Annotated in this window: 7 protein-coding genes; all 7 read left to right on the top strand. The window is 69.4% G+C overall.

Features of this window, described 5'->3' with window-relative positions:
• Nucleotides 1–7: 7 nt before the first annotated feature.
• The 7 genes from tssH (at nucleotide 8) to tssA (ending at nucleotide 12,796) form a co-directional block, all read left to right on the top strand.
• A complete protein-coding gene (gene tssH, locus WMF11_RS28355) occupies nucleotides 8–2,707 on the top strand; it encodes a type VI secretion system ATPase TssH (protein ID WP_437541423.1) in 2,700 nt (899 codons plus the stop codon).
• 146 nt (nucleotides 2,708–2,853) lie between these two features.
• Nucleotides 2,854–3,612 carry a type VI secretion system lipoprotein TssJ gene (tssJ, locus tag WMF11_RS28350; RefSeq protein WP_437541421.1) on the top strand — a complete coding sequence of 253 codons (759 nt, stop codon included), beginning with the start codon at nucleotides 2,854–2,856 and terminating at the stop codon, nucleotides 3,610–3,612.
• Between the two features lie 181 nt (nucleotides 3,613–3,793).
• The gene (gene tssK / locus WMF11_RS28345; RefSeq protein ID WP_437541419.1) at nucleotides 3,794–5,155 is read left to right on the top strand and encodes a type VI secretion system baseplate subunit TssK; all 1,362 of its coding nucleotides are present in this window, start codon (nucleotides 3,794–3,796) and stop codon (nucleotides 5,153–5,155) included.
• 34 nt (nucleotides 5,156–5,189) lie between these two features.
• The gene (locus tag WMF11_RS28340; RefSeq protein WP_437541416.1) at nucleotides 5,190–5,867 is read left to right on the top strand and encodes a DotU family type IV/VI secretion system protein; all 678 of its coding nucleotides are present in this window, start codon (nucleotides 5,190–5,192) and stop codon (nucleotides 5,865–5,867) included.
• Between the two features lie 41 nt (nucleotides 5,868–5,908).
• Nucleotides 5,909–9,625: a type VI secretion system membrane subunit TssM gene (gene tssM, locus WMF11_RS28335; RefSeq protein ID WP_437902401.1), complete on the top strand. Its 3,717-nt coding sequence runs from the start codon at nucleotides 5,909–5,911 to the stop codon at nucleotides 9,623–9,625.
• Between the two features lie 355 nt (nucleotides 9,626–9,980).
• Nucleotides 9,981–10,955 (top strand): type VI secretion system-associated protein TagF, encoded by a 975-nt coding sequence (gene tagF / locus WMF11_RS28330; protein ID WP_437972924.1) that lies wholly within the window; start codon nucleotides 9,981–9,983, stop codon nucleotides 10,953–10,955.
• Between the two features lie 164 nt (nucleotides 10,956–11,119).
• Entirely contained in the window at nucleotides 11,120–12,796 is a 1,677-nt protein-coding gene (tssA, locus tag WMF11_RS28325; RefSeq protein WP_437972923.1) for a type VI secretion system protein TssA, read from the top strand.
• The last annotated feature ends 61 nt before the right edge of the window (nucleotides 12,797–12,857 follow it).

The raw sequence follows: 12,857 nt of genomic DNA, 5'->3' as shown, positions 1-12,857 counted from the left end.
GGCTAGCATGCCGCGCATGCAGCTCGTCGACACCAAAGCCATCGTCAAGCGACTCACCAAGAACTGCACCTCTGCCCTCGAGGCGGCGATTGGCCAGTGTGTCAACGCGCGCCACTACGAGGTAACGCTCGAGCACCTGCTCCTCGCGCTGCTCGACGACGCGAACTCCGACATCGCGTTTCTCGTATCCCACTATGATCTCGACCCCTCGCACCTCCGCGCCGCGCTGCAGCGCAGCCTGGAAGAGCTGAGGAAGGGCAACGCCGGGAGGCCCGTGCTCTCGCCGACGATGCTCGAGTGGATGCAGGACGCCTATCTCGTCGGATCCATGGAGTACGGCTACCAGCGGGTCCGGAGCGGCGTGCTCTTCCAGCGCCTCGTCCAGCAGCCGACCCGGTACTCGGTGAGCAGCATCGGCGCGTATCTCGAGGGCATCTCGAAAGACGATCTCAAGAACAACCTCCCCAAGATCGTCTCCGGCTCCAAGGAGGAGGCGGAGGCCGCCGCGGCGGCGGCGGGCGCAGGCGCGCCCGGGAAGCTGCCGGCCGGGATGGCGAGCGCCGGGCCCGACTCGGCGCTGGCGAAGTTCTGCGTGGACTACACGGGGAAGGCGCGCGCGGGGCAGATCGATCCGATCTTCGGCCGCGAGCGGGAGATCCGGCAGGTCATCGATATCCTCGCCAGGCGGCGCAAGAACAACCCGATCATCGTCGGCGACGCGGGCGTCGGGAAGACGGCGCTCGTCGAGGGGCTCGCGCTGCTCATCGTCGAGAGCACGCCGGAGAACCCGAAGGTGCCGCCGCTCCTGCAGGGCGTCGACATCCTCGGGCTCGACATGGGGCTGCTCCAGGCAGGGGCCGGCGTGAAGGGCGAGTTCGAGAACCGGATGAAGCAGGTGATCGCCGAGGTGAAGGGGTCGTCGAAGCCGATCATCCTCTTCATCGACGAGGCGCACACGCTCATCGGCGCGGGCGGCCAGCAAGGCGGCGGCGACGCGGCCAACCTGCTCAAGCCGGCGCTCGCCCGCGGCGAGCTCCGGACGATCGCGGCCACGACGTGGAGCGAGTACAAGAAATACTTCGAGAAGGACGCGGCGCTGGAGCGGCGCTTCCAGCCGGTGAAGGTCGACGAGCCGAGCGAGCCGGCGGCCGTCGTCATGCTCCGGGGGCTCCGGCCGAAGTTCGAGGCGGCCCACAACGTCATCATCCAGGATGAGGCGGTGACCGCGGCCGTGCGGCTGTCGGCGCGCTACCTGACCGGCAGGCAGCTTCCGGACAAGGCGGTCGACCTGCTCGACACCTGCGCGGCCCGCGTGAAGGTCGCGCTGCAGCAGCGCCCCGCCGCGGTCGAGGACGCCGAGATCCTCATCGTGAACACCGAGACCGAGCTCAAGGCGCTCGAGCGGGATCGCGACAAGGGCGTCCAGATCGATCAAGAGCGGGTCGCGGAGCTCAAGGACAAGCTCGCCAAGGCGAAGGCCGAGCTCGAGTCGGTGCGCGCCGATTACGCGAAGGAGACGGCGGGCACGCAGCGGGTCATCGACGCCCGCAAGAAGATGGACGAGGCCAAGACGAACGAGGAGCGGGACGCCGCGCGCCGCGACGTGGTGAAGGCCCTCGACGAGCTCAAGCAGAGCCAGGGCGAGGTGCCGCTGATCCGGCCGGACGTCGACGAGGCCATGGTCGCGAGCGTGGTCGCGGCGTGGACGGGCATCCCCGTCGGCAAGATGGTCCAGGACGACGTGAAGGCGCTCCTCGAGATGGAGGACCGGCTGACCCGGCGGATCAAGGGGCAGACGCACGGCATCGTGAGCATCTCGAAGGAGCTCCGGAGCGCGCGCGCGGGCCTGAAGCCGCTCAGCACGCCGCAGGGCGTGTTCCTGCTCGTGGGGCCCAGCGGCGTCGGCAAGACGGAGACCGCGCTCGGGATCGCCGACCTCATGTTCGGCGGAGAGCGGATGATGACGGTCATCAACATGTCCGAGTTCCAGGAGAAGCACACCGTCTCCCGGCTCATCGGCTCGCCCCCCGGCTACGTCGGCTACGGCGAGGGCGGTATGCTCACCGAGGCCGTGCGCCAGCGGCCCTACACGGTGGTGCTCCTCGACGAGGTCGAGAAGGCCGACCCCGACGTGATGAACCTGTTCTACCAGGTGTTCGACAAGGGCATGCTGAGCGACGGCGAGGGGCGGCTCGTCGACTTCAAGAACACGGTCATCATCCTGACGAGCAACCTCGCGACCGACAAGATCACGAACATGACGGTCGCGGCGCGGGAAGAAGACCCGTCGCGCCGCCTCGACGCGGACGGCGAGTTCATCAAGGAGATCGTCGAGTCGATCAAGCCGACGCTCTCCGCGCACTTCAAGCCGGCGCTGCTCGCGCGCATGACGACGGTGCCGTACCTGCCGATCTCGCCCGACGCGCTCGGGGAGATCACGCGGCTCAAGCTCGACGCGCTCGTCGACCGCCTGCGCAAGAGCCAGCGGATCGAGGCGTCGTACTCGGACGCGCTCGTCGAGACGATCGCGGCGCGCTGCACCGAGGTCGACACGGGGGCGCGCAACATCGACCATATCCTGCGGGCGTCGCTCCTGCCGCTGCTCTCGGTCGCCGTCCTCGAGAAGATGGCGGAGGGGCCGCTCCCCAAGCGGCTCCAGATCGGGGTCGACGCCGAGAAGAACTTCACGATCTCGTTCTCGGACTGAAACGGACTGAAACGGACTGAAACGGACTGAAACGGACCGAATCAGACCGATCGACGCCGCTCGCGCACCGAAAGTTGTACCGGCCGCGAGACTCCGCATAAATTGGGCGGAGCATGGTCCCGTTCGCCAAGCTCCTACAGCGTTCGATGTGGATCGGGGAGCCCCGTTCGCCCTCCCCCGCAGGGGAGGGCTCGGCGCGCCAGCCGGGGCCTCGACGTCGACCGGCGTCGCTCCTCCGCGGGGCGGCCCCGGCGAAGGTCGCGGCGGCCATCGCCGCGGCGACCTTCGCCGCCTCCCTCGGCGCCGCGCTGCCCGCCGCGCTCTCGGGCTGCACGTCCGCCGCGCCGCCGCCCGCGGCCCCCGAGCCGTGCGACGTCCAGATCGTGACGCTCTCGATCTACGCGTCCGACAACATCAACCCCAACGAGAACGGGAACCCGCGGCCCGTGGTCGTGCGGCTCTACCAGCTGAAGAGCAGCGCGCGCATGGAGAACGCGACATACGACCAGATCCTCCTCAAGGACAAGGAGACGCTCGAGGACGACCTCGCCAAGGTCGACGAGGTCGAGGTCTTCCCGAACGACCTCGTCGAGGTGAAGTTCGAGCGCCTGCCCGACGCGAGCCACCTCGTCGGCGCCGCCCTGTTCCACAGCCCGAAGGGCAACAGCTGGAAGACCTTCTACGAGTTCCCGCTCCCGCCCGGAGAGGCGCAGTGCGGCGGCCGCGAGCCCGACGCAGGTCCGCCCGTGGCCGATCCGCGGGTCGCGTTCTTCATCGACTCGACAAAGATCGACAACGGGGTCGAGTTCGACGAGTCGATGTTCCCCAACGCGAGCGCCGTTCGCCGGCTCAGCCTGCCGAAGAAGGTGGCCGCGCCAGAGGCGCCCGCTCGCCCGGGGAAGTGATCGCCGTGGCGCGCGCAGGTCGTCCTCCCAGCGGCAGTCCACGCGGCGTGCGCGACGTGATCGCGCGGCCGCCGGCGACGACGAGCGGCCCGATGCGCGCAGCGCAGCGTCGGCGCTCCCCGCGCCTGACCCGCTTTCGCGACGCCGCGCACGGCACATCTGATAAGACTGGACGGGCGACATGATTCACCCGCGCAAGCCGGTCTGGACCGAGGGGCTCTTCATGACCCCTCAGCACCTGCAGCAAACGGACGCCTACCACGAGACGCTGCTCCATGCGCGCCTCCATGCCGTCGTGGGCTACGACTGGGGCATCACGTCCGCCCAGTTCGATGAGCGCGCGCTCTCCGCCGGGCAGTTCAAGGTCGTCAAATGCCACGGCGTCTTCCCCGACGGCACGCCGTTCTTCATCGGCGATCGCGGCGAAGATCAGGTCGAGGCGCGGCCGCTCGAGGGCGCCTTCCCGGCCGCGTTGAAGACGCTCGACGTCTTCCTCGGCATCCCGAACCTGCGCGAGACCGCCGCGAACATCAGCCTGGACCCGGCGAAGGCGGGCCCCGCCCAGCGGTTCGTGGCCGCCCAGACGACGGTCCCGGACGTGAACTCCGGCCGCAACGAGCAGTCGGTCACCTGGGCCCGCACCAACCTGCGGCTCCTCTTCGGCACCGAGCCGCGCGACGCGTACCAGACCGTGCGCATCGCGCAGCTCGTCCGCGACAGCTCCGGCGCGATCGCCCTGCGGAAGAGCTTCATCCCGTCGGTCCTTCGCATCAACACGTCGGACCACATCATGTCCGGCCTCCGCCGCGTGCTCTCGGCGCTCGTCGGCAAGCAGAAGTCGCTCGTCGAGGGGCGGCGCATGCGCAACGCGGCGTCGGTCGACTTCCAGGCCTCCGATCTCACCAAGTTCTGGCTGCTCCACACCCTGAACTCGTACATCCCGATCGTGTCGCACCTCGTCGACCACGGCGGCGCGCACCCGGAGCAGTGTTATGTCGTCCTCGGCTCGCTCATCGGAGAGCTCTGCACCTTTGCGGCCACCGACAGCGATCCGACGACGATCCCCAAGTTCAACTACCTCGAGCTCGATGGCGTCCTCGACCCGATGTTCGACCGGGCCTGGAAGCTCATCAACGAGGTTGTCACGGAGCAGTTCGTCATCGTGCCGCTCGAGAAGCGCGAGGACGGCATGTACCTCGGCAGGTTCGAGGACCCGAAGCTGCCCCGCAGCCACGAGATGTTCCTCGAGGCGAAGGGCACGGACGAGGCCACGCTGCGCGAGCGGCTCCCGCGCCTGCTCAAGATCGGCTCGTGGACGCAGATCGGCCACATCCTGCACTCCGCGACGCCCGGCGTGAACGTCGCCATCGAGTACCGGCCGCCGGGCGCCATCCCGGTCAAGCCGGGGCTCGTCTACCTCCGCGTCAACCAGAACGGCGATTACTGGAACGATATCCTCGGCTCTGGCACGATCGCCATCTACCAGCCGATCGAACCGCAAAAGGTCGATCTCCGGCTGATCGCCGTGCCGGCAGGAAAGTGAACGTGTCAGGCCGCCCCTTCCGGGTGAGGAGCCCATGAGCCTCTCGCAGACGATGTACTTTGTGTGCTCCGACGTGCTCTCGCTGATCCTGCAGCTCAGGAACTCGCGCGACCTCCCGGCGCCCGACATCCTCCAGCGGCGCGTCCTCGGCCTGTTCGACACGATGATGCAGAACGGCCGTGAGGCCCGCATCCCCGAGCAGGACATGATCGACGCGAAGTTCGCGCTCGCGGCCTTCGCCGACGAGGTGATCTTCAACTCGAACTGGCCGGGGAGGACGCAGTGGCTCCAGAACCCGCTGCAGTTCCAGTTCTTCCAGCTGAACACGGCCGGCGACGGGTTCTTCACGAACCTCGACAACCTCTACGGCCAGCGCGGAAGGAACCACGTCGCGCAAATCTACTTCCTCTGCTTGGCCCTCGGCTTCCAGGGGAAATATCGTCTGCGTCAGCAGGAGGGCCTCGGCGCCGTCATCGAGGGCGTGGGCAACCACGTCGCTGTCGCCGAGGGCGGCGGTGAGGCCCTCGCGCCGAACGCGGAGCGCAAGGACGGCGGGGCGAACGCGGTGCGCCGCGAGCTGCCCTTCCTGGCCATCGCGCTCGGGCTGCTCGTGCTGGCCGTCCTCGTGGTCATCGTGCTCCGGCTCGTCGTGGCCTCGGACGCGGAGGGCGTGGCCGACCAGATCAAGAAGCTGATCAGCACGGGGACCTAGGCGACTCCGCCGTCCTCTGCTGTTCCCGAGGGAGACTTCCGATGTGGCTGTGGATCCTGAGCGCCCTGTTCCTCACCGCCGTGTGGGGAGTGTGGTTCATGCTGCGCACGGCGGCAGGGGAGGGGGCCGAGGCGTTCCCGATCGAGATCCCGCTCGTGGCGACGGCGGTCGTCCTCGCCCTGCTCGTCGGGCTGGCCGTCTATCGGCGCATCCGCGCGGCGCGCGCCGCGCGGGCGCTCGAGAAGGCGATCGCGCAGCAGGCGCAGGAGCAGGTGATCAACGCGAAGCCGGAGCGGCGCGCGGAGATCCAGGAGCTCAACCGGCAGATGCAGGAGGGCATCGCCGCGCTCAAGGCCTCGAAGCTCGGCGGAGGCAAGCGGGGCGCCGACGCGCTCTACGTCCTCCCCTGGTACGTGATGGTCGGCCCGCCCGGGGCAGGCAAGACCACCGCCCTCCGGCACTCCGGGCTCGTGTTCCCGTACATCGACCCCGAGCGCACCGGCGTGCGCGGCGTCGGCGGCACCAGGAACTGCGAGTGGTGGTTCACGAACGAGGCGATCCTCCTCGACACCGCCGGCCGGTACACGACCGAGAGCGACGACCACGACGAGTGGATGGCGTTCCTCGAGACCCTGCTGCAGCACCGCGAGCAAAAGCCGCTGAACGGCGTCATCGTCGCGGTGAGCCTGAGCGAGCTGCTCGACGCGAGCGACGAGCAGATCGATCAGACCGGCAAGAAGATCCGCGCGCGCATCGACGAGATGCAGCAGACGCTGCACATGGTCCTGCCGGTCTACGTGCTCTTCACGAAGAGCGACCTGGTGGCGGGCTTCACCGAGTACTTCGGCGACCTGAAGAAGAGCGAGCGCGCCCAGGCGTGGGGCGCCACCGTGCGGCTCGACGAGAACAAGGACGAGCCCGGGAAGATCTTCGACCGCGAGTTCGACGTGCTCGTCGAGAAGCTCCACGCGCGCCTCACGAAGCGGCTCATCAGCGAGCGCAACCGCGAGGTGAAGGAGAAGAGCTACCAGTTCCCGCTCGAGTTCGCGGCGGTCAAGCGCAACCTGTCGGACTTCATCGCGGCGGCGTTCGCGCCCAAGGCGGGCGCGGCGCCCACGCCGATCCTGCGCGGGTTCTACTTCACGAGCGGCGTCCAGGAGGGGCGGCCGCTCGACCGCGTGGTCGGGGCGATGGGGCGCGCGTTCGGGCTCCGCGCGGGGCTCGGCGAGGGCGAGGAGGACGCGGCGGCCCCGAAGGAGTCGAAGAGCTTCTTCCTGCACGACGTCTTCACCAACGTCGTCTTCCCGGATCAGGACCTCGCCGCGCGCTCCGAGGCGGAGCTCCGGCGGCGGCGGATGCAGCGGATCCTGGTGGCCGCGGCCGCGGCGCTCGTGGCGCTCCTGTTCCTCCTGCCGGCGGTGATCTCGTACTTCAACAACAAGGCGCTCGTCGCCGAGACGCGGCGCATCTCGGACGAGATCGCGTTCGTGGACTGGTCGGGGCGGAGCGGCACGCCGCCGAACGTGCGCGCGAACATCGACAAGCTCGATAGGCTGCAGGAGCACGTGGGGCGGCTCGACGGTTACGTCGAGAACACGCCGATCGAGTACGGCTGGTTCATGTTCCAGGGGGACAAGCTGTTCCCGCCGACGATGGGCCAGTACATCACGAGCCTGAAGCAGGGCTTCGTCAGCCCGGCGAAGGCGCAGCTCGAGGCGAAGCTCGAGAAGGTGCGCGAGGGGGAGTTCCTGGACGGCTACAACGCCCTGCGGAGCTACCTCCTGCTCGGCAAGGAGTACCAGGGCCACATGGATGAGCAGGCGGCGCGGTGGCAGACCGGGCGGCTCGTCCAGGTCTGGGCCGACACCCTGAAGCCGTTCACCGATCTGCCCGAGAGCGAGCTCAAGGAGCGGCTCACGCCGCACGTCGCGTACTACATCGATCTCGTGCGGCGGAAGAAGCTCGAGGCCGAGGAGCTGAACGAGCCGCTCATCGCCCGGGCGCGCGCCGACCTGCTGCGGGTCGACCCGACGAAGCGCTACTACGATCAGTTTGTAACGAGCCTGATCGATCAGAAGTACGACGAGTCGGGGCCGAACACGCCGGAGAACCTGAAGTACCCGCCGGTGTCGCTCAACGAGATGTTCGCGGATCGGCCCGAGGTGCTGACCGTCGTCCACAGCGCGCAGAAGAACCGGGGCGGGACGTGGTTCGAGGTGCAGGGGCCCTACACGGCCAAGGGGCACGCGCAGGTGCTCGAGTCGCTGAAGGAGGGGAGGAAGAAGCTCGAGCGCGAGCTCTGGGTGCTCCCCCTGTCGAGCGACGAGAAGCGGCAGGGCGACCAGATCCAGAAGGAGCTCGACCGCGTCCGGCAGGACTACGACAACGCGTACATCGCGCAGTGGGAGGCGTTCTTCCGCGACATCCAGGTCGACGTCCCGAAGACGAACCGGGACGCGATCCACGAGTTCAGGGTGCTCTCCACGCCCGACTGGCCCTACCGGCGGCTGCTCCAGCGGCTCTCGGACGAGACGCAGTTCGGGAAGGACGAGAAGCCGAGCCTGCTGACGGCGGACGGCGGCCTGCTCGACAGGGCCAAGGACATGATCGCGCAGAAGGTCGACCAGCGGACGGGCGTGCGGATCGACTCGATGCTCACGGGGAACCAGCGCGAGCACTACGATCCGGTGCCTGACAAGTTCGAGTCGATGGCCAGCTTCGGGGTGCCCCAGCCGCCGGCGGGCGAAGGTCAGCCCCCGCCGCCCCCGCCCAAGCTCGGCCAGTACGTGGGCCACCTCGAGCGGCTGGCAGGGGAGATGAGCGTCGTCGAGGACGGGCCGCCGGACGCGGACACCTCGAAGGCCACGGAGGCGTTCCAGGACGCGGTGAAGGAGACCCAGGGGCTGCTGCTCTCGATGGACCAGAACGGGCAGCGGCTGATGGAGCCGCTCCTCATGAACCCCCTCCGGCAGGCGTACAAGGCCGTCGTGCGGCGCGCAGGCGGCGCGGCGAGCGGGATCTGGGAGGTCGAGGTCTGGCCGCACTACCGCGACAAGATCAAGGACCGCTACCCGTTCAACCTCGCGTCGTCACGCGACGCCTCGCTCGAGGACGCGATGGCCTTCTTCAAGCCGAAGGACGGGGTGCTCTGGGGCTTCTACGAGACGTACCTCAAGGGCTTCCACTACCAGGTCGGGCACGAGTTCTTCCCGAAGGCGCACCTGTCGGGGCAGCCGCAGGCGGCGAAGCCGTTCACGCCGTTCAGCGCGAACCTGTACAACTGCCTGAGGCGCTCGAACGAGATCTCCGACGCGCTCTTCGGGAGCAGCGGCGGGGCGGATCCGAAGGTCGTCTTCCACATCAACATGAAGACGGTCAGCCCGATCGTGAGCGAGGTGGTCTTCGAGGTCGACGGCCAGAAGAGGCTCTATCGCAACGAGAAAGAGTTCTGGCACACCTTCAACTGGCCGGGCGAAGGCGCGAAGGGGGCGAGGATCCAGGTGCGCGGCGCGGGGGGGCTCGACGAGGAGCTCGTGCGCGAAGGGCCGTGGGGGATCTTCCGGCTCTTCGAGGCCGGGACGACCACCGCCCAGAAGGACAACGACGAGCTGTTCACGGTGACCTGGCAGATGACGGCGCCGCCGGTGACGGTGACCATGGAGATCAGGCCGACCCGGGGGAACCACCCGTTCCCGACGAGCTTCTTCCGGGCGACCAACTGCCCTGCAAGCATCGGCGATCGCTTCGGCAAAGGGTGAGGTAGGCAGCAGCAACGGAGCCAGCGGGGGAGGGGGCGTCGTGCGGGGGGCCGGCGGGGACCCCCTCCCGCGAACTCGCGCCTTCCGGGGGGCCGTTGCCGTGAGAACGGGGGGGACGAGACCGTGCGCGAGCGGCTCCGGGGCGGGCCGGCGCTCGGGTTCGCGGGGCCCTACCCCGCCGGCCCCCCGCACGACACCCCCTCCCCCGCTGGCTCTTTGTGAAAAGGGGGGGAGAGGGGGGCGAGGGGGCGTGGGACCTTGATGACGTGGTTCGGGGGGGGCGCTCGCACGTTCCTGGCGCAACCGGGAAGGTGGTAGCGCTCGGTGAGCGGTTCGTGGTTCACTCCCAGCAGTCATGTTCTGGCGCCGCAAGAAGGGCCCTGCCGCTCCGCCGCAGATCGGCTGCTTCGGCAAGCTGCCCGCCACGGGCGATTTCATCCGGCTGAACGCAGGTGGAGAAGAGCTCGCGGCCTTCGACCGCTGGCTGGGCGCGTCCATCGATTTCGCCCGGCGCGCCATGGGCGCCCATTTCGATGCGCACTACCAGACGGCCCTGGGCCTCTTCGTCTTCCACGGCGAACCGAAAGGCGACGAGCCGCCCACCCGCGGGCTCGTGGGCGCCTGGGCCGCCAGCGGCGATAACGCCGGGCGGCTCTACCCGATGGTGGTGTTCGGGTCCTACGATTACGATCAACTCGTCTCCGCCGGGCCGTCGCTCCCCATCGCCCTGTTCCCCCTCCTCGCCGCCGCCCACGACGCCGCGACAAACGGCAGGACCCTGCCCGTCGACGCCTTCCTCCACCGCGTCTCCCAGATCACGCCGCCGTCGCTCGACGACCCCGAATCGGCGCAGGCCGCCTACCGCGCATGGCTGAAGACCCACCCGATGAAGGCGCTCTGGGACGCCGGCTTCGGCACCGACGCGAGCCGCTTCTGGGTGCTGCAGAACATCCTCGACTCGGTGATCCCCTTCCGCGGTCAAGAGCTCCCGAGGACAGGGCTCGCCCTCAGGCTGCCGCTCGGCGCAGGAGACGCCTACGCCGCCGCCGTGTGGATGGACATGACCCGCCGCCTGTCGAAATGGGGACGAACGCTGATGAACGCGTTCTGGACACCCCAGCACACCCTGCTCCTCCACCTCGGCACCCCCCACGTGGGCTCGTTCCGCGAGATGATCGCGCCCACCACCCAGGCCGAGCACATCGCCGACCTCTGCGGACCCCCACGCGTCGAGGAGCACGTTTCCCGACATGCGCTCGGACCAGAGCTCGACGCGCTCGTCGCCCGGACCGACCTGTCGCTCGACAGCTTCCTGGAATCCCTCGGCTGAGCCGATGCCCGCGCCGAAGGCACCCGCTCCACCCGGCGCGCGGCCGCTCCGGTGCGCCGCCCAGCTCACCGCCGAAGTCGCCGTGCAGCCGTCGCGCAGCCGTCGTGCAGTCGTCGTCTGATTCGCCGTCCACACCCAGGACGCCTTGATATCCTGCGCGACCCATGGCCGCTGAAGACGCCATCCAACAATCCAAAGAGCGGATCGAGGCGCTGTACGCGCCCATCAACGGCGGCGTCGGCGCCGACGTCACCTACGACGAGGCGTTCGAGGGCCTCAAGAACGAGGTCGACAAACTGCAGTCGCTCGCGGGCGGCAAGGTCGACTGGGGGCGCATCGCGAGCGTCGCCGATGAGCTCCTGAGCGAGAAATCCAAGGACTTCCGCGTCGCGCTCTACTACGCGGCGGCGAAGTCGCAGATCGACAAGCTGCCCGGCCTGCTCGACGGGCTCGTGCTCGTGCAAGAGCTGAACAACGCGTTCTGGGACACGATGTATCCCGCGATCAAGCGGCCCAAGGCGCGCGGCAACCTGTGCTCCTGGTTCGGAGACCTCGCGGCAGGGGCGCTCACCGGCATCACCGTCTCCGCCGCGGACCGCGACGTGGTGAACGCGATCGACCAGGTGAGCCGCGCCCTGGACGTCGACCTCGCCGACAAGCTCGGCGACGCCTACGGAGGGCTCGGCCCGCTCCGGAACGCAATGCGCAGCCTCGTCGCGAGCCTGCCCGCGGAGGCGCCGCCTCCGCCGCCGCCGCCTCCACCCCCGCCGCCTCCACCTCCGCGGGTCGAGCCGCCGAAGGCCGAGGCGCCGCCGGCGGCCACGGTTGCGGCCGCCGCGCCGCCGCCGGCGCCGCCCGTCGCCGCCGCGGGCGATCCGGCGCTCAGCCTCGAGGCGATCGTCGACGAAGACTCCGCGCTCGCCGCCCTCGGCAAGTGCTCGCCCCTGATGGCGCGCGCGGGCGACGCGCTGCGGGCGTCGGATCCGAAGCGGGCGTCGGCGTACCGCATCCTCCGGGTGGGGCTCTGGGTCGACCTCCTCGACGATCCGGGCGCGTCGTCTCCGACCGGCAGCACGGCGATCCCGCCGCCGCCCGAGCACGTGCTGCAGACGCTCCCGGCGCTCACGACCCAGGGGGCGTTCGCCGATCTGCTGCAGGTCGCCGACGAGTACGCGCAGAGCTATCCCCTCTGGCTCGATCCGCACAGGTACGTCGCGAACGCGCTCGAGCAGCTCGGCGACGACTACGCCGACGCCAAGCGGGCGGTGCTCGTCGAGGTGGGCGCCCTGCTGCTCCGCGCGCCGCTCCTGCCGAGCCTCAAGTTCAGCGACGGCACGCCGTTCGCCGACGGCGAGACGCAGGCCTGGCTCTCGTCCGAGGTCGCGGCCGCGCTCGGCGGCTCGGGTGCGAGCGGCGCCGCAGCCCCGGCCAGGCCGCGGAGCTACCTCGACAAGCCGCTCTCCGACGCCCGAGGGCTCGTCGCGAACCAGCAGCCCATCGACGCGATGGCGCTCCTCGAGAAGGCCGCCGCCGCGGCTCCGACGGCGCTGGACCGCTTCCGCGTGAGGCTCGCGATGGCCCAGATCAACATCGAGCTGTCCCAGTTCCTCGTGGCGCGGGCGCAGCTCGAGGCGCTGGAGCACCTCGTCGACCACCACCGACTCACCACCTGGCAGCCAGATCTCTGCGCGGAGCTCTACGCCGCGCTCCACACGTGCTACCGGGTCCTGAACCAGGGCTACGAGGCCACCCCCGAGGCCAAGGCGAAGGAGACGCTCTGCTTCGAGCGCGTCTGCCAGCTCGACGCGGCGCTCGCCTTGAAGATGTCGCTGGGGGAGTGAGCCGGATGCCGGGGGGCAGGGGGGCAGCGTGGCAGCGTGGCAAAGACGGGGATGCGCGTCG

The sequence above is a fragment of the Sorangium sp. So ce295 genome (assembly GCF_051527405.1).
In the GTDB taxonomy this organism is placed as follows: Bacteria; Myxococcota_A; Polyangia; order Polyangiales; family Polyangiaceae; genus Sorangium; species Sorangium cellulosum_B.
This window is presented reverse-complemented; position numbering and strand designations above follow the sequence as displayed.

Bases quoted from the DNA above. Each gene is read 5' to 3' on its own strand.
- tssH (WP_437541423.1), top strand. From the start codon at position 8: ATGCCGCGCATGCAGCTCGTCGACACCAAAGCCATCGTCAAGCGACTC.
- tssJ (WP_437541421.1), top strand. From the start codon at position 2,854: ATGTGGATCGGGGAGCCCCGTTCGCCCTCCCCCGCAGGGGAGGGCTCG.
- tssK (WP_437541419.1), top strand. From the start codon at position 3,794: ATGATTCACCCGCGCAAGCCGGTCTGGACCGAGGGGCTCTTCATGACC.
- WMF11_RS28340 (WP_437541416.1), top strand. From the start codon at position 5,190: ATGAGCCTCTCGCAGACGATGTACTTTGTGTGCTCCGACGTGCTCTCG.
- tssM (WP_437902401.1), top strand. From the start codon at position 5,909: ATGTGGCTGTGGATCCTGAGCGCCCTGTTCCTCACCGCCGTGTGGGGA.
- tagF (WP_437972924.1), top strand. From the start codon at position 9,981: ATGTTCTGGCGCCGCAAGAAGGGCCCTGCCGCTCCGCCGCAGATCGGC.
- tssA (WP_437972923.1), top strand. From the start codon at position 11,120: ATGGCCGCTGAAGACGCCATCCAACAATCCAAAGAGCGGATCGAGGCG.